The 18,710-nt window shown below is 42.0% G+C and carries 14 protein-coding genes; 2 read left to right on the top strand and 12 right to left on the bottom strand.

What is annotated here, in order from left to right:
- The first annotated feature begins 31 nt into the window (after positions 1 to 31).
- The gene (locus tag BLR93_RS01305) at positions 32 to 1,003 is read left to right on the top strand and encodes a tripartite tricarboxylate transporter substrate binding protein (protein ID WP_093210470.1); all 972 of its coding nucleotides are present in this window, start codon (positions 32 to 34) and stop codon (positions 1,001 to 1,003) included.
- Between the two features lie 26 nt (positions 1,004 to 1,029).
- On the opposite strand, the gene BLR93_RS01310 is transcribed toward BLR93_RS01305, so the two are convergent.
- The 12 genes from BLR93_RS01310 to gltB form a co-directional block, all read right to left on the bottom strand.
- Positions 1,030 to 2,979 carry a tripartite tricarboxylate transporter permease gene (locus tag BLR93_RS01310; RefSeq protein WP_093210471.1) on the bottom strand — a complete coding sequence of 650 codons (1,950 nt, stop codon included), beginning with the start codon at positions 2,977 to 2,979 and terminating at the stop codon, positions 1,030 to 1,032.
- Between the two features lie 61 nt (positions 2,980 to 3,040).
- Positions 3,041 to 3,322 carry a hypothetical protein gene (locus tag BLR93_RS01315; protein ID WP_093210472.1) on the bottom strand — a complete coding sequence of 94 codons (282 nt, stop codon included), beginning with the start codon at positions 3,320 to 3,322 and terminating at the stop codon, positions 3,041 to 3,043.
- A gap of 25 nt (positions 3,323 to 3,347) precedes the next feature.
- A complete protein-coding gene (locus BLR93_RS01320; RefSeq protein WP_093212273.1) occupies positions 3,348 to 4,547 on the bottom strand; it encodes an MFS transporter in 1,200 nt (399 codons plus the stop codon).
- A 334-nt stretch (positions 4,548 to 4,881) separates the two neighbouring features.
- Positions 4,882 to 5,265: a c-type cytochrome gene (locus tag BLR93_RS01325; RefSeq protein ID WP_175559208.1), complete on the bottom strand. Its 384-nt coding sequence runs from the start codon at positions 5,263 to 5,265 to the stop codon at positions 4,882 to 4,884.
- Positions 5,266 to 5,316: 51 nt separating this feature from the next.
- Entirely contained in the window at positions 5,317 to 6,069 is a 753-nt protein-coding gene (gene tatC / locus BLR93_RS01330; protein ID WP_245690032.1) for a twin-arginine translocase subunit TatC, read from the bottom strand.
- Between the two features lie 18 nt (positions 6,070 to 6,087).
- Positions 6,088 to 6,318: a twin-arginine translocase TatA/TatE family subunit gene (tatA, locus tag BLR93_RS01335; RefSeq protein ID WP_093210474.1), complete on the bottom strand. Its 231-nt coding sequence runs from the start codon at positions 6,316 to 6,318 to the stop codon at positions 6,088 to 6,090.
- Between the two features lie 41 nt (positions 6,319 to 6,359).
- Positions 6,360 to 8,099 (bottom strand): GMC family oxidoreductase, encoded by a 1,740-nt coding sequence (locus BLR93_RS01340; RefSeq protein ID WP_093210475.1) that lies wholly within the window; start codon positions 8,097 to 8,099, stop codon positions 6,360 to 6,362.
- Positions 8,100 to 8,121: 22 nt separating this feature from the next.
- The gene (locus BLR93_RS01345) at positions 8,122 to 8,880 is read right to left on the bottom strand and encodes a gluconate 2-dehydrogenase subunit 3 family protein (RefSeq protein WP_093210476.1); all 759 of its coding nucleotides are present in this window, start codon (positions 8,878 to 8,880) and stop codon (positions 8,122 to 8,124) included.
- Positions 8,881 to 9,117: 237 nt separating this feature from the next.
- Positions 9,118 to 10,098, bottom strand: coding sequence for an LLM class flavin-dependent oxidoreductase (locus tag BLR93_RS01350; protein WP_093210477.1), 981 nt, complete (start codon positions 10,096 to 10,098; stop codon positions 9,118 to 9,120).
- 122 nt (positions 10,099 to 10,220) lie between these two features.
- Positions 10,221 to 11,294 (bottom strand): branched-chain amino acid aminotransferase, encoded by a 1,074-nt coding sequence (locus tag BLR93_RS01355; protein ID WP_093210478.1) that lies wholly within the window; start codon positions 11,292 to 11,294, stop codon positions 10,221 to 10,223.
- Between the two features lie 225 nt (positions 11,295 to 11,519).
- A complete protein-coding gene (gltD, locus tag BLR93_RS01360) occupies positions 11,520 to 13,016 on the bottom strand; it encodes a glutamate synthase small subunit (protein ID WP_093210479.1) in 1,497 nt (498 codons plus the stop codon).
- Between the two features lie 16 nt (positions 13,017 to 13,032).
- Complete coding sequence (gltB, locus tag BLR93_RS01365) at positions 13,033 to 17,595, bottom strand: glutamate synthase large subunit (RefSeq protein ID WP_093210480.1); 4,563 nt, start codon at positions 17,593 to 17,595, stop codon at positions 13,033 to 13,035.
- A 130-nt stretch (positions 17,596 to 17,725) separates the two neighbouring features.
- On the opposite strand from gltB, the gene gltC reads away from it, so the two are divergent.
- Entirely contained in the window at positions 17,726 to 18,628 is a 903-nt protein-coding gene (gene gltC / locus BLR93_RS01370) for a glutamate biosynthesis transcriptional regulator GltC (protein WP_093210481.1), read from the top strand.
- Positions 18,629 to 18,710 lie beyond the last annotated feature (82 nt).

The raw sequence follows: 18,710 nt of genomic DNA on the forward strand, positions 1-18,710 counted from the left end.
CGTGATAAGGCTTGAAAGGAGGAGCCCCAGAATGAAAAATATAGTTAGTTATTTGATTTTACTTGGCTTGTTGTTTTGCTGCTTAGCTGGTTGTAGTGCCAACAATTCATCATCCGCTAACTTCCCCGAAAATAGCATTCAGCTGGTGGTAGCCTTTTCTCCAGGAGCAGCTACAGACACACAAGCCAGAATTATTTCAAAGTATGCGAAAAAACATTTAGGACAGGAGATCGCTATCGTAAACAAACCTGGCGGAGGGGGCCAGGTCGGCTGGAATTATTTTTCCTCGGTAAAACCTGATGGCTATACTCTGGCAGCTTATAATTTACCTCACATAATTACTCAGCCCCTGGTAGGTGATACCTCTTACCAGCCGGAGACATTTGAACCGATTTTCAATTGGGGAGGCGATCCGACAGTTTTTGCTGTAAAGAGTGACAGCGATATAAAAACATTAGATGACTTGATTGCTAAAGCAGAAAAATCTCCTGCTGCGTTAACCATCGGTAATGCCGGAAAGTTCGTTGGTCAACACTTAGCCATTCTTTTATTTGAAAATGCTGCGGGAATTGACGTGGAAGATGTTCCATTTAAAGGATCCTCGGAAGCGATTTCTTCTTTACTTGGTAATCATACCGACGTTTTAGCCGGAAATTTATCAGATGTTTACCGTCTGGGCAAAGAGGTACGGCCTTTAGCGATTGCAACGGAAGAACGGCACCCCTTCTCTCCTGATATCCCGACTTTTGCAGAACAAGGTTACCCGGAAGTAATAATGAGTACCGATCGCGGGATTGCCGCACGGGATGGAACACCGAAGGAAATTATTGAAAAATTGGAGGAAGGTTTTTCAAAAATGATGGAAGACGAGGAATTTTTAGAAGAAATGAAAAGCGCTGGAGCTGATATGCTAATTATGGATCGTCAGGAAGTACTAACAGAGATAGAAGAACGAACAAAAGAGTATGAGGACTTACTTAAATCGATCGATATACTAAAATGACGAGCCGGCTTTTACAACCAGCCCGGTTATATTATAGAAGGAAACGGAACTTGGAAAATAACCGTAAACATTAGATAGAGAAAAAGCGTAAACAACACTGTAACTAACCCTATCCAAAGCGGATTTGATCGATACCAGTTTTTCCAGTAAGCATATAAAGGGATGGAAAGCATAAATATGATTACTTGTGTGTAGAAACCGATTATATCGATTAACATACTGACAGTAACCACAAGAATAAGAAGTGGTACTGCTCGCCTGGAAATAACAGAAGCCTTTTTCCCTATTCCTGTTTGCCTCACATTCTTTACCATTTCAATTAATGAAAGCAGGAGTAACAGCAGCAAAGTAATTTGCGGCAATATTTTTAATTCTAATTCCAGTTTACTTATAGCTGAAAAAGCAATAACACTGAGAACTGAGGTCACAATCCAGGGAATAATGGCAGGAATTCTTCTTTTGGCAGTTCCGACTGTGGCATTTTTCCTCAGTGGTCGTTTATGGTTGATGCCTTGAAAAACCGCCGCTGATACAGTGGCAACTATCAAAACAACCAAGGTAATATTCCATGCACCGCTGAAAAAATAGCCAATCGTTTGCCCGTTCGCCGCACCTACTTGCATGCCCAAAAGCAAGCCTTCTTCTGCGATACCGCCCAGGATAAATCCTAAAGCAACAGGTGCGGGAGAGAAAGCGTATTTTTGCATAATAAACATTAAAAGTCCGATTATTACCACGGTGTATATATCAAATACGCTGTTCTGTGTCGTATAGGCTCCAATGATGGAAAAGGAAACAATAATAGGTGCCATCATGATGGACGGTATCCGGGAAAGCTTTGTGACATACTTTATCAAGGCCAAACCCAGAAACAAAAGTAAAACTTGGGCCGCCACCATACTATATAAAAATGTATAAGCTACATCGGCATGGTCGATAAACAAGTTCCTCCCCGGCCATATTCCATGGATCAGCAATCCGCCGAGAAAAATTGCAGCGGTTGGTGAACCTGGGATGCCAAGTGTGAGCAATGGGATCAATGACCCGCCTACCATTGCATTGTTGGCACTTTCTGAGGCAATAATTCCATGTTTTTCTCCTTTCCCAAACGAATGCTTATGCTTGGAAAAGCGTTTAACTTCATTATAAGCGAGAATGCTTGCTATATTGCCACCTGCTCCGGGTATCATTCCAATAAAGGAACCTAAACCGCTGCCAATTAAGACAGACTTGGGTTTTGTAAGGATATCTTTGAAGGACTCCTTTATTGTAGATTTCTTTAAATTGCAGGCTGCGTCCGGACGGGATGGTTTGTATGGAAGCAGCTCAATCAGCCGTAGTGCTTGTGGAAATGCGAATAACCCGATTAAAACCGCTACGATATGAAAACCACCGACAAGGCCTTCTACGCCAAAAGTGAACCTGGCTGTTCCAGTTACGGTGTGGATTCCTACAAAGGATAAACCAATGCCGAAACAGCCTCCAATTAAATTTTTCGTAATCGAACCTTCAGAAATAGCTGCAATAACCGTTATCCCGAAAATAGCAATCCAAAAACTCTGAGCAGGGCCGAATTGCAAGGAGACATCCGCGAATATTGGAGCAAAAAATAAAAGTAGAAACATACCAGCTAAACCACCAATAACAGAGGCGATCGTTGTAAGCTCTAACGCCTTTCTCCCTTGTCCGTTTTGCGCCATAGGATATCCATCAAAGGTGGTAGCTACAGAAGCAGGTGCCCCTGGTACATTAAACAAAATGGCTGGAATCGAACCGCCATAGACACTGCCGCAATAAATGCCCCCTAATAATATCAATCCCTCCGTAGGCCCTAAAGAAAAGGTAAATGGTATAGTCAGAGCAACTCCCATGGTTGGTGTTAAGCCGGGCAATGCCCCTACAATTATCCCAGTCAACAATCCGCAAATAAGAAATATCAAGTGGCGGAGCTCAAATATTTCAAAAATATAACCCATAGCCTTACCCCCCTGTTTATCAGAAGATAAGATAGGATATTCACCTATATATTAGAATGTGTCAGCTCTTGTTTTCCTGGTCGATGTCCACTTTTTGCCCGCCTACTGTCAAATAAGAATACACTTCTAAATTAGGCTTTAATTTCGTAAGGCCTTGTAAATAAGGTTTTATTAAATCCTTGAAATCTTCGGTAACGCCTTCCTGTTCTAATTGGCCATAGACATACATTTTTTCTTGTTCCATTAAAAAAGCCATATAACCGACTGCTTTATTGCTATCATCTACAATATTAAGCACTTGCGCTTCCTCTTTTAAGAATTCAGGTGAAAAATATATTTGCAAGCTGATTACCTCCCTAATGGTGTTGTTATTCTGCAGTTAATTGTAATTTTTTAAACAATGAATGGCTTTCATCATCTTTATCATCTGAATCTTGTTTTTTCACATGGATGAGAATTAAACATAAAAAGGCTACTAATAAAGTCAAACCAGCGGTACTTAAAAACATCCCGTTTCTGGACCAATTCATCAGCCACCCATAGACTGGCGGGCCTGCTGCTACCCCTAAAAACCGAACCGAACCATATAGGGATGTAACAAATCCCCTTCTTGCTTTTCCGACTGATCCGGTAATAAAGCTGTTCAGACATGGCAGAACCAACCCTGTACCGATACTGCTAACGACTAATACTGCAATAAATGGAATTAACTTTGTGAAGAAAATGAGGGACGCAAAGGAAGCTGTCATTAATAACAAGCCGAGTACGATCAAATGCTTCATGGCCCGATGGTTTTTCCCTATTTTACTGCCTGTTGTAAAAGAAGTACTCATTAAAAACAATAAAGGAATTGCCAGGACACAGCCTTTTAGAACTCCAGTTATGTTGTAATCAGTCTCTAATACATCCGATAAGTAAAACAGCAGACCAAACAATGTAAACAGTCCAGTGGCACCTGCTAAATATGCAGTGAAAAGCCAGCGTCCTTCATGTTTAAACACCGTAAACAGCCCTTTTAAATAGTTGCCCAACGTTGGTGGTTTTTGTTTTTTCTTTTTTTCTTTGACGAAAAAAAGCAGCAAAAGAATAGAAACAACACAAAAAATGGGAAACCCGAAAAAGGGGCCATACCATACTATCAGTGCTAAAAGTGAACCAACAATAGGAGAAAGCACCTTACCAAATCCATTGGAAGCTTCTACTAAGCCTAAAACCTTGCTTTGCTCTCCTCCCTTGAACAAATCTCCAGTCAAAGCCATGGCAATCGGTGCTGTTCCAGCTGCTCCAACCCCTTGGAGTGCTCTTCCGATCAATATCCATAAATAAGCGCTATCGAACCATGCACTTGCCATTCCAGCAAGCAGTCCTCCTAAACCGTAAAGAGCCAATGCGGGCAGGATAATACTCTTCCTTGAAAAGCGATCTGATAAATAGCCAAGTACTGGTATCGATAAGGCTGCAGCAATCGAAAATATCGTAATAGTCAAACTTGCTTGAAAAGAATTGATATTCAATTCTGATTCCATCTTAGGAAGAATCGGTATCAGCATTGAATTGCCAAGTGTCATGATTAATGGGATAGAACTTATCGCTAATATGGCCGGTCCTTTTTTCAGTTTATTTGCCAATGCTCTTGACACTCTCCTTTTATTCTTTGCTACCTATTATCCGAGTGCTTGGAATAATTATGAGTAAAAAATATTACCATATGGCCAAAGGAATCAAAAAACCGGCTGTAGAGAGGAATTTTCTCTGTGCTCGAATCACCCAGTATTTCTAATATACGTGAAAATAGAGGCTGTCAGGATATGTTTACTTCAAGAAGGATAGGAAAAAAGGAGGATGGAATTTCCTATCCCGCCAGGGAACAATAAAAAGAGCAGGCTTTACAGCCTGCTCTTTTTATTCACTCATTGGAGCTATTTCTTCTGTAATATAAGCAGTGACATCTGCTATCTCAGCATCGGATAAATCTCCTTCAAATGAAGGCATGCCATTGCCGCCAGATCTGACCATTTCTTCTACCTGGCTTTGGTCTTCCGCTACACCGGATTCCTGAAGATTTGGTCCGCTGGCGCCAGCACCTTGTTCTCCGTGGCAGGATAAGCAGTTATTTTCAAACACTGATTCACCATTTGACGGATCTCCGGATTCAGCAGTTTCTGATTCACCGCCTGATCCAGAGCCAGAGCTATTATCATCCTCTCCCCCGCCACCACATGCTGCTAGCAGCAGTGCGAGAGAAAAGAGCGAAACAAATAAAAGGAACTTTTTGTTTTTAATCATGAACATGCCTCCTGAAATTTAGTAAGTTATTTTAATGAATAACTTAACGAGTTATGACGCTTCCTCTTCTTGTGTTGATCGGATTTTTCGTTTATACATCACTTTAGATAGAACAACGCCTAATTCATAAAGTGCGATTAACGGTCCCAGCACAATTACTTGAGAGATTACATCCGGTGGTGTAATTAAGGCGGAAAGAACAGCCATCAGTATATAGCCATATTTTCTTATTTCACCGAGTTTCTTTGGTGTAACAAGTCCGACAGCCGTTAAAAACATTAACAGCAACGGGACTTCGAATAAAAAACCCAATGGAATAGAAGTCATCAGCATAAATGAAAAGTATTCTTTTGCAGTGATCATCATATCAAAGTTTTGCGTCCCCAGGTTCATTAAAAAACCGAATACTGTAGGGAAAATAACAAAAAATCCAAAAGCCAGACCAGCGACAAAACTTAAAAAGATGCCGGGAATAAATGAAATAGCTGTCTTGCTTTCTTCCTCTGTTAAAGCAGGTCTGACAAATTTCCATATTTGGTAACCAATAAAGGGGGCGGAAAAGCCGAGGCTTAAGCTCCCGGCTATCCCCGTATAAAACCGGACTACATCGAGAGGTCCCAACATTACAAGTTTTTCCCTATCCGTCAAAATCGGTATAACTTGATTAATAGATACCAAAATAAGAATGAAACATGCCACGAAAAAAATCACCGAATAAATGATTGCTTTGCGCAAATCAGATATGTGCTCTACTAATGTCTGTTCCTCCAGCGTTTGTTCCTCTATTTGAGCCTGTTGCATCATCATTCTCCCCCTAAAAAATTAAGATGGCAAGTCTTTCTTTTCTTCCTCAGGGGCTTCTACGGTTTCGGTCTTTTTCTTGTCCGAACCTTCATCATGATCACTCATTAGATTGCTGGCAGACTTCTTGAATTCTGAAAGAGTCTGTCCAAATGCCGCACCTATTTCCGGTAATTTTTTCGGGCCGAAAATGATCAACGTTACAACTAAAATGATAATCAAGCCCGGGACCCCTATATTAGTAAATCCCATATTCATCTCTCCTTTATTATTTGACTTGAATGTTTATCTACTTACGCAAGCTGGCTGCGTCTAGTCTTTTGGACGAGCTGGCTATCTTCTTCCCTGAATTTCAAAATTCCTTCTGCAGCCCGATAAGCTAGCGCTCCTACCGTTCCTGTCGGATTATAACCACCGTTGTGTGCGAAAGCAGATGCTCCGACAACGAATAGATTATCAGCATCCCACATTTGCAAGTAGTTATTGACAGCAGAAGTCTCAGGATCGTCGCCCATTATGACTCCGCCCGTGTTATGGGTTGTTTGGTAAGGAACAATATTGTAATGGTCGCTAACGGACCTTGATTCTACTTTGTCGGCTCCCATTTCTTCCAGTATTTCTGCACATTTTGCAGAAATATACTCATGAAGCTTCCGGTCTTGCTCCGTATAGTCATAAGTCAATCGAAGCAGCGGGTTTCCGTATGCATCCTTGTAGTCAGGATCAAGACTTAAGTAATTTTCCCGGTGCGGAATAGATGCCCCCTGGCCGCCTACTGATAAAGAGCGGTGGAAATACTTGATGGATTGTGACTTGAATTCCTGCCCCCAGTTAGGTGTCCCGCTTGGAACGGTATTGTTATTGATAGGACGCTGCCCAGTCTGACTAATAGAAACAGAAGCCCCATGAATAAAATCGACATCGGAATGATCAAAGTTATCTCCATTATAATCGTCCACAGAAGCACCGAGAGCTCCAGCACCCATATAAGTATTAAACTTTTCTTCCTCAAAGAAGCCGGTTGCTCCAGGCAAAATTTGATAGCAATAATTTTTACCGATTACGCCTTTACCCGTTTCAGGATCATATGGCTCCCCTATTCCGGATTGAAGCAATAAGCGGGTGTTATTCATTACATAGCTTGTCAATACCACTATATCTGCAGGCTGTTCAAATTCTTCGCCTGATTGAACATCGACATAACGAACACCAGTAGCTCTGTTTCCATCATATAAAATGTCGGTAACATTAGCGTCTGTCCGCAGTTCAAAGTTCCCGGTTTTTTGTGCAGTCGGGATCACTGTCATATTCGGGGAAGCTTTAGCTCCGTATTCACAACCGAAACGTTCACAGAATCCGCAATACTGGCATTTATACATCTTCTGCCCATCAGGGTTTTCGTAGTTTTCTGTCATGTTGGCAGAAGGCATTTGAAATGGATGCAAATTAAGATTTTTAGCTGCGTTTTTAAAGCGCTTGGTAATTGGTGTATCCATCATTGGTGGATTTGGGTAAGGATTGCTTCTTGGCGCCCCCATTGGATTATCTTCTCCGCCGATGCCTGCTGTTTGTTCATATTTATAAAAATAAGGTTCTAATTCCTCGTAAGTAATTCCCCAGTCCTGCAACGTATAATCGTCGCTTAATTTGTTTTCTCCGTATTTTTCGTCAGTCATCGACTTTATTTGCAAATCATACGGCAGGAAACGCCATGTTTGTCCATTCCAATGGACTCCGGCACCCCCAAGACCTTCACCTAGTAGAAATGAGCCTAATTGCCTCATTGGCAGTGCTCGCTCATCCCGATTATTCCGAAAAGTAATCGTTTCTTTTGATAAATCCTGCATTAAATCATAACGAATAGCATAACGATATTCATCATGCACCATTTGGAAATCTTCGGTAGACCTTTCCTTCCCTCTTTCGAGTCCAACGACTTGGACTCCTTCTTTGGCTAGTTCGGCAGCAATGATCCCGCCAGTCCAGCCGACACCGACTGTCACAACTTCCACTTTATCTAATTTCGTTGCCATATTCATCCTCCAATTCTGCTAATTATGATGAGATATGGGCTCGTAAAGCCCTAGGTTCCATTTCTATGAATTCTTCTGAATCAATCTTTTTGATATAGCTCATTTGGCTTCCCGGAAATTCTTTCATTTTCCATGCTTCCATGTTGCCATTTCCGCCGTAAAGGGGATCTGAATAGGCCCCCTCGATGGTAGCTGAGCGAAGCAGTTCAAAGAAAGTTGTCGAAGTGACCCCTTTAATATCTACGTCGCCATCCTGGAATTTCTGTAAGATTTCATCCTGCTGTTTACCTTCCAAATCTACGAAAGAAGCATCGAAGTTATTTTGGCTTTCCCGCTCAATTGCTTTAATCCCAGCATCAAATACTTCATGACGTTTGAGTCTTGTCTGATAGCCTTGGAAATCAGACCCTTCATAAAACGGTCCTTGCATGTACTCTCTGTCATTATGTCCATACCCACCTGCTAGTTGGTGATCAATGAAGTAAGGAACTCCCAATTCAATGGCACCAGGTCCATTATCATCTTCTGGGAAAATCCTTTCTGTGGCTGCGCTAAGTATGTTGAAGTCCGATTGTCTTGAGAAATACATCAAAGCCTTATTAAAGTTAGTCTGGTCCGATCCTCCGTTCGTGCCAGTTGAAGCTGTTTGGCTGCCGTTGTTAGTGACATTAGTTGTTACAAGTGTTCCTAATAAACCTCCGCCAATTGCACCACCGGCAACATAACCGGAATTTTTTATGAATTTCCGGCGGGACATTTTCGTATTTTTATTATCCGCCATTTTGGTCCTCCTTCCATTTTATGTAGATTTTGTTACTCTCTTAAAGTAACTCTTAGTACTAGTTACCACTGACAAAGCTTATTAAACTTAAAAACAAGAATTTTCTCCTTCACTACCCGCAAAATTTCGTAAATTTATAAAATGAAAAACGGGCCACTAAATGACCCGCTAACAAACATCCCCCGTTCTTCACAAAGAACAGGGGATGAATAAGTTGTACTGTTTTCAGTATAATAATCATCTTAACAGGCTGTCTGCTATCAATTGGAAGGATTTTTTTCGTTCCTTATAACTATCCGTGAAAGTTACCAGCATAATTTCGTCGATCGGGTATTTGCTCTGGATATGTAACAGCTGTTCTTTTACCTCTGTAGGATTTCCTGCCACCATCTTCTCCCTTTTTCTGTGTACTTCTAGTTCTTCTTCTTTCGTCAATTGCAATTCAACTGTTTCCCCATTCCTTCGTTTTTCCTTTTCGGTTAGTACTTGTCGCTTGTTCACTGAGAACGCGATTTGTTCTGCTTTTTCAGTGGTTTCAGCACATACAGCATTGACCGCTAGAATCGTATAAGGCTTGGCAAAATGGAAACCAGTGAGAAATTCCCTTTGATACAAATTTAAAATTTCCCCCGTCTCCTTATCGCTCATAAAATGCCCGAAAACATACCCCATGCCGTATGAAGCAGCTCTTCTTGCACTTTTCTCGCTAGTTCCTAGCAGCCAGGGAACAGGACTGATTTCCGGAACAGGCATTGCCTTAGTTTTTGAAAAAAAATCCCTTTCATCAAAGTCATCCTGGAGAAAATGAAGCAATGTTTGCAGAGAGTGCGGAAAATCTTTTACATTTTCCAGGAAATTACCGGATAAAGCAATTGACGCTTCTGGAGATCCGCCTGGCGCTCTGCCCACACCTATATCTATTCGGCCAGGAAATAGTGTAGCCAGCATATTAAAAGTCTCCGCTACTTTATATGGTTTATAATGAGGCAAAAGAATAGCTCCCGCTCCCAGTCTTATATTTTTTGTATATGCTCCTAAATAACCGAGCATTACTTCTGGCGCCGGACAAGCCAAGTTTTCAAAGCCGTGGTGTTCCGCCATCCAGTAACGCGAATAACCCCGCTCATCTGCTAGTACAGCCAACTCCCGGGAAGCTTGTAACGCTTCAAATGCACTCCCAGAATTTACTGGGGCCAAATCTAGAATACTCAGTTTCATGAAAGTTCACTCTTCTTTCCTCAACATTTTTTCAAAGAAAAAGAGGGAATCAAAGATTAATTGCTTAGTGATCCCCTCTTCGTCTCTATATGAAACCGCCAAAATGTCGGGCAGTTACATGTTTACTCTATTTCTACTGTCCAATTGAACGGATCTTCTTCTTTACCAGTCTGGATGCCTGTTAAAATTCCATAAAGCTGTTTAGATACAAAGCCTGTTTTACTTTCATTAATGACGATGTTTTCTCCTCTCCAGGCTAGCTCGCCAATTGGGGAGATTACTGCTGCCGTACCAGAACCAAATGCTTCTTCAAGTGTTCCATTCTTATGCGCTTGATATACTTCATCCATCGTTATTTTTCGTTCGTTGACAGGGTAACCCCAGTGTTTCAATAGACTGATCACAGAGTTTCTCGTCACACCTTCCAGAATACTTCCATTCAAAGCAGGGGTAATAATTTCTCCATCTATCTTAAAAAACACATTCATACTTCCGACTTCTTCAATATATTTTTTTTCGAGGCCATCCAGCCATAAAACTTGCGCGTAACCTTTATCAGCAACAAGTTCCTGAGCCTTCAGACTGGAAGCGTAATTACCTGCTGTTTTTGCCTCACCGGTTCCACCGGCGACAGCCCGGACAAATTGGTTTTCCACTGCTATTTTAACCGGATTAATTCCTTCTTTATAGTAAGCTCCAACTGGCGCTAAAATAACGATAAACTGATAGTTTTTTGAAGGGGCAACCCCTAAATAAGGTTCCGTTGATATTACGAATGGTCTTATGTAAAGCGAGGTGCCTTCTGCAGAGGGTACCCACTCCTTATCAATCGAAATTAACTTCTTAATTGCGCTAAGTGCTAATTTTTCATCAATCTGCGGGATACAGAGCCGGTCATTCGATTTATTCAGGCGCTGCATGTTTTTCTCCGGACGAAAAAGCCTGACTTTTCCTTCCGGAGTTTCGTAAGCTTTCATTCCTTCGAAAACTGTCTGGCCGTAATGAAAGACGATCGCGGCAGGATCAAGGACCAATGGCTGGTAAGGGATAATCCGGGCGTCATGCCATCCCTTGCCTGCCGTGTAATCCATAATAAACATATGATCCGTAAATATCCTTCCAAATTCCAACTGTTCTGCTAATGGTTTTTGTTTCAATTGATCTGCTAAAGTTACCTTGATTTCATTCATGGTCATTGCTCCTTGCCATTCTGTAATTTGTCACCAATCATTATTCGAAATTATCTGTAAACAACATTTTAGTATGAAACAGGTTAATAATACAACTATGTTTGCTTACTTTTTTCATTTACTTCTTATCAGGACTTAAAAAAAGCTAACAAATAAACCCCAAAAGCAGAGAAGCTCCCGTTTCTCACTACGTGGTGAGCCGAGAGCTTCTTAAAGGTAACTTAATATAGGTTACATCGCTTCAACGGTAGGCAGGTTAGAGCTTCCCATTAAATAACTATCTACTTGGCGTGCCACTTCCCGGCCTTCGTTAATCGCCCATACGATCAAACTTTGCCCGCGGCGAGCATCACCGGCAGCGAACACACCCTCTACATTAGTGGAGAATTCTCCATAAGCAGCGTCAACTTTCCGGTTGGCAGTATTTAAACCAAACTGCTCTATCAACGGCTGTTCCGGGCCTTCAAAGCCTATCGCTATTAAGACAAGCTGTGCTGGCCATACTTGTTCCGTACCTGGAACTTCTTCATACACAAACATGCCGTTTGCATCGGTTACTTTTCTCATTTGGATTGTATGAAGTTCTATCAGTTTGCCTTTTTCATCCGCAACAAATTTTTTCGTTTGGATAGAGTATTGCCTAGGGTCCTCCCCAAACTTAGCCTCTGCTTCTTTATGTGCGTAATCCACACTAAATACTTTAGGGAACTCCGGCCAAGCATTGTCAGATGTTCTGGCCAAGGGCAGTTGTGGATGTTTGCCAAATTGGACAATACTGTTACAATTCTGGCGAAGTGCCGTTGCGATACAGTCAGCACCTGTATCTCCACCACCGATGACAATGACATCCTTGCCTTTGGCATCAATAAACTCCTCATCTTTTAGTGGCGCATCAAGCAGGTTTTTTGTAGATGCTGTTAAATAATCCATAGCGAAATGTACTCCGTCTGCTTGACGGCCTTTGAGCGGCAAATCCCTTTGTTTTTGAGCACCTGTACACATAATTACAGAGTCATATTCGGCTTTTAATTCTCCTGAGCTGATATCTTTGCCCACTTCTGTATTAGTAATGAATTCAATTCCTTCTTGTTCCAGCAAGCGAATTCTCCGTGCTACCACATCCTTCTCCAGCTTCATGTTAGGAATACCGTACGTCAGTAAACCTCCCGCCCTGTCAGACCGTTCATAAACAGTAACAGAGTGCCCAGCCTGGTTCAGCTGGTCAGCACTGGCAAGACCTGCTGGACCTGATCCGATAATTGCGATTTTCTTACCGGTTCTTTTTTCCGGGGCTCTCGGTGTAATCCAGCCATTTTCAAAGCCTTTGTCGATAATCGCTCGCTCAATATTTTTAATGGCAACTGCTGGATCAGAGATCGCCACTGTGCAAGATCCTTCACATGGAGCAGGGCAGACTCGGCCGGTGAATTCCGGAAAATTGTTCGTTTTAACAAGCCGCTCAAGAGCTTCCTTCCACTTTCCCCGGTACACTAAATCGTTCCATTCAGGGATTAAATTATAAACAGGGCAACCAGATGTAGCCCCATTTATTTCCGTTCCGATATGGCAGAAAGGAGTACCGCAATCCATGCAGCGTGCCCCTTGTCTGCTCATGACTTCATCAGTGAAAGGAGCAGAATATTCTTTCCAGTCATTTAAGCGTTTATTGGGATCTCTCTCAGTAGCTTCTTCCCGCTTAATTTCAATAAAACCAGTTGCTTTACCCATATTCGTGTCTCCTTTCTTAATGTACTACTACCTTTTCTTGGTTTTTAGGCGCAGGGATTACTTTGTTTTCTTTTTTTGCATTAAATGCTTGCATTTTTGCTTCATCCTCACTAATCCCTGAAGCCTTAAGGGTTTCAATTTGCTGCAGCATCTTCTTATAGTCTTTTGGAATAATTTTAATAAATTTATTAATAGAATCGTTCCAATCGTTGAGCAGGCCGGCAGCCTTACTGCTGGAAGTATAATTGTAGTGGTTTTCCACCATTTCCCGGAGTTCGTTGATCTCTTCGAAGCTGTCAAGCTCTTCAAATTCAATCATTTCTTGGTTGCACAAATGCATGAACGCCTGCTTATCGTCGACGTAAACATAAGCAACTCCGCCTGACATACCAGCTCCGAAGTTTTTACCTGCATCGCCTAATACAACGACACGCCCTCCAGTCATATATTCACAACCATGATCGCCGATACCTTCTACAACGACCTTGGCCCCGCTATTTCTTACGGCAAATCTTTCTCCTGCACAACCGTTTATATATGCCTCGCCGTCTGTAGCCCCATAAAATGCTACATTTCCGGCTATCACATTTTTGCTCGGGAATAACGTCGAGCCCTTAGGAGCAGAAATGACAATCTTCCCTCCGGATAACCCTTTGCCTACGTAATCATTCGCATCCCCTGTCAAAAACAAGGACATGCCTTTAGGGATAAACGCACCAAAACTTTGTCCAGCTGAACCTTGGAAACGTAATGTGATTGTATTTTCAGGAAGACCTGCTTCCCCATAAAGTTTAGAAACTTCACTACCGGTGATCGTTCCTGTAACACGGTTAATATTTTTGATTGGGAATGACAAATCAACCTTTTGCTTACTTTTTAATGCCGGTTGTACCGCCGGAAGGATTTCTCTCATATCCAATGACTCGTCAATCTTATGATTTTGCGGTGTTTGATTCGTTCGCACTCCTTCCATTGGATGAATGAGTGTCGTCAAGTCAAGGTCTTTCGCCTTCCAATGGTTTTTGGCCCGATCACTGACAGCAAGGACTTCTGTTCTGCCAACCATTTCATCCACTGTTCTAAAGCCCAGCTTTGCCATAATCTCTCTAACTTCTTCAGCAATAAATCGCATGAAGTTCACAATATGGTCAGGGTCTCCCATGAATTTCTTTCGCAATTCCGGATTTTGGGTAGCAACCCCGACAGGGCAAGTGTCCAAATGGCAAGCACGCATCATGACGCAGCCTAATACGACTAGTGGAGCCGTTGCAAATCCATACTCTTCTGCTCCAAGCAATGAAGCCATAACGACATCTTTTCCAGTCATTAATTTGCCATCTGTCTCTAAAACTACGCGATCGCGTAATCCATTTAACATTAGCGTTTGATGGGCTTCTGCAAGGCCAAGTTCCCATGGCAGTCCCGTATGCTTAATACTTGTTTTCGGGGAAGCTCCAGTGCCTCCGTCATATCCTACAACAGAGATTACGTCTGCCGCACCTTTGGCAACTCCTGCTGCAATCGTTCCAACGCCTGCCTTCGCCACAAGCTTCACACTTATGCGAGCGTGCCTGTTCGCATTTTTTAAATCATGGATTAATTGGGCTAAATCTTCTATTGAATAAATATCATGGTGTGGAGGAGGGGAAATCAAGCCGACACCTGGCGTTGAACCGCGCACATCAGCCACCCAAGGATATACCTTATTTCCTGGCAATTGTCCTCCTTCACCAGGCTTAGCCCCTTGAGCCATTTTTATTTGTAATTCTTCGGCATTAACTAAATAGTGACTTTTCACGCCAAAACGGCCGGAAGCAATTTGTTTAATGGCGCTTTTACGAGAATCACCGTTTTCATCTGGTGTGTATCTTGCCGGATCTTCTCCGCCTTCCCCGCTGTTACTCTTACCGCCTAACCTATTCATAGCAATAGCAAGGGACTCATGTGCTTCCTTGCTGAGAGACCCAAACGACATTGCCCCTGTCTTAAATCGACGGACAATTGAATCAACCGATTCCACTTCTTCCAACGGTATCTGGTTGCCGCTTTCTTTAAAAGTAAATAAGTTTCTTAAAAAACCGAGTCTTTCTTCATCAGCAGCTTCTGTATATTGCTTAAAGAGGCTGTAATCACCTCTCCTGCATGCCCATTGCAGCGTATGGATCGTTTTAGGGTTAAAAGCGTGATGCTCTCCGCCTTTTCTCCATTGAAAGTCACTGCCAGAATCAAGTGTTTCATCGATGCTCTCGGCATATGCCTTGTCATGCCGCAGCTTTGCTTCTTGGGCAATAGTTTCCAAACCGATTCCATCTATCTGCGAGGCAGTGCCAGTGAAGTATTGATCGATGACTTTTTTGCTTATTCCTACAGCTTCGAAAATTTGGGCGCCTCGATAACTTTGAATGGTGGAAATACCCATTTTGGACATTACTTTTACGACGCCTTCGGTTACACCTGCAATATATTTCTCAGCTGCTTGCTGATATTCCATATCTAAATTGCCTTCTGCAATTACTTGTTTTAGCGATTCAAACACAAGATAAGGATTGATTGCATCTGCCCCATAACCGATTAAGGCAGCAAAATGGTGTACCTCCCTCGTTTCTCCTGTTTCAATGATAATGCTTACCTTCGTACGGCTGCCCTGCTTAATGAGATATTGGTGCAGTCCGCTAACAGCAAGCAATGCAGGTATTGCCGTTTTTTTGCCATTCATCCCTTTATCAGACAACACTAGCAAATTAACCCCTTGAGAAATAGCTTCATCAGCCTGTGAAAAGATTTTTTGCAACCCTTCTTCTAAACTTTCTTCGAAAAGTGAATGAATGATTCTGCTAGTGAACCCTTCATATTTATTGGCTAAAAATTCACTTAACTGATAATTGGAAATCAGCGGAGTTTCCAACTGAATTCGATGACAGCTGCTTTGGTCAGGATGGAGAATATTGCCTTCAGGTCCAAGCAATGTCATAGTCGATGTGACAATCTGCTCCCGATAAGCATCAATTGGCGGATTGGTTACCTGGGCGAACAATTGTTTAAAATAATTAAACAACGACTGCGGTCTATCTGATAAAACTGCTAGTGGAACATCGCTGCCCATTGAACCAATCGGATCCTTCCCTTCGTTGACAACAGGAACCAAATATTTATACATATCCTCGTAAGTGTAGCCAAACGCTTTTTGTCGTGTGAATAAGTCTTCTGTTGGAGTTTCCTTTTCATTTTTCACCTTGTTCGAAACTTTTACTAGTTGGTTGTCAAGCCATTCTTGATAAGGCTCTGCCTGGGCCATTTCTGTTTTGATCTCTTCGTCGGCAATGATCCTGCCTTCTTCAAGATCGAGCAAGAGCATTTTTCCAGGGCTCAACCGGTCTTTGTATAGCACGTTTTCTTCTTCAACATCGATAACCCCGACTTCTGAAGAATAAATAATATAGTCATCCTTTGTCACATAATAACGTGCGGGACGCAGGCCATTGCGGTCTAATATAGCACCTATCTGCCTGCCATCTGTAAAAGTAATTGATGTAGGGCCATCCCATTGCTCCATCAATGCGCTATGGTATTCATAAAAGGCTCTCTTTTCCGGAGAAATATGCGGATTCTTTTTCCATGGTTCGGGGATTAACATCATCGCCGCATGGGCTGGTTTTCTTCCGGCTAATGTAAAGAACTCCAAGGCATTATCAAGCACAGACGAATCACTTCCATCTGCATTCAAAATAGGAAGGACTTTATCCAAGTCATCGCCAAATGCTTCAGAGACAAACTGCTGCTCTCTGGCTCTCATCCAATTGATATTCCCGCGCATTGTGTTTATTTCTCCATTATGAATGAGATAACGGTTTGGATGTGCTCTTTCCCAACTTGGAAAAGTATTAGTGCTGAAGCGCGAATGGACTAAAGAAAAAGCAGACACAAATGCCTCGTGCTGCAAGTCCAAATAAAATTCATCCACTTGTTCGGGTGTTAACAACCCTTTATATACAATGGTCCTGCTTGACAAACTAGCAAAATAAAACCGAAATTCTTTTTCATTCGCCCAATTTTCAGCCTGTTTCCTTATTACATAAAGCTTTCTTTCGAATGCTAATTCATCAATTAGTTGATCAGCAGCACCGATAAACACCTGGCGGATGACAGGACAGCTCTCTTCTGCTTTAATTCCGATTTTTCTGACATCTACAGGGACATCTCTCCAGCCTAACAGTTTTTGTCCCTCATGTTCGATAATATGATTAACATAATTCTCTATTTCTTTTTGTTCTGTTTCATTTTTTGAAAAAAAGACCATTCCCACGCCATATCTTCCGGCAGCCGGTAACTCCATATCACTACAAACGCTTCGAAAATAGGCGTCAGGTATTTGTACCATTAATCCGGCTCCGTCTCCCGTTAACGGATCACTTCCTTGTCCGCCGCGGTGATCTAATTGACAAAGCATTTTCAATCCTTTTTTTACAATATCGTGTGTTGCTAATCCCTTGATATGAGCATATAAACCGATTCCACATGCATCATGTTCAAATTCAGGATTGTATAAACCTTGTGCCTTTGGCATCCGATTATAACTCATGATATACGCCCCCGTTTACTCTATTCCAATTAAGGTGTCTTATTTCCATTGTAGGTTTTCTTATTCATCCAAACAATATATAATATAGATTAAAACAATCTCATAATGAGATAGAAGGGGAAAATTCATTATGGAATTACGACAACTTCGATACTTTATGGAAGTGGCGGCTAGGGAACACGTATCAGAAGCAGCGATCCATCTCCATGTCGCCCAATCAGCAATTAGCAGGCAAATCGCCAATCTAGAAGCAGAACTTGGGGTTGCTCTTTTCGAGCGCGAAGGAAGGAATGTAAAGCTGACCCAAATAGGCAAGGTCTTTCTCACCCATACAAAAGCAGCAATGAAGGCGATCGACCATGCCAAGAAACAAATCGATGAACACTTAGATCCAGAAAGAGGAAGCATCAGAATTGGTTTTCCGACCAGTTTAGCTAGCCACCTTCTTCCTACTGTACTATCGGAATTTAAAAAGAAATACCCAAATATCGCCTTTCAACTGCGGCAAGGGTCGTACAACTTTCTAGTCGATGCTGTCAAAAAAAGAGAATTAGACCTGGCATTCCTCGGTCCCGTGCTTACGAACGACCCAGAAATTGATGGCAGTATACTATTTACCGAAGATATTGCAGCACTCGTTCCTTCCACTCATAGACTGGCCGAAAGAAAAAGCTTGCACTTGCGAGATATGAGAAACGAAGAATTTGTGTTATTCCCTGAAGGCTTTATTTTGAGAAAAATCGCTATGGACGGGTGTAAACAAGCTGGTTTTACTCCACGTATTTCGTCAGAAGGCGAAGACTTAGATGCGATTAAAGGTCTAGTGTCTGCCGGAATCGGCGTAACCTTACTTCCGGAAAGTGTGTTTTCCGAAACCACTCCAAGGTTTACAAAAAAAATCACTATCGAGAATCCTCATTTACGTAGAACTGTCGGGATTATCAAGCCAGCAACAAGAAACTTGGCGCCTTCTGAACAAGTGTTTTACCGATTTGTCCAGGAATTCTTTTCTGTGCTTGAGCGTTTTCAATAATTTTATCATTCCAGCAATATCATTCTAATTAAATATATTGATGGCTGCTTTAAGTGATTCAAAGAGGTTGGGACATAACCCA

This window comes from Sediminibacillus albus (genome assembly GCF_900101125.1).
GTDB lineage: Bacteria > Bacillota > Bacilli > Bacillales > Amphibacillaceae > Sediminibacillus > Sediminibacillus albus.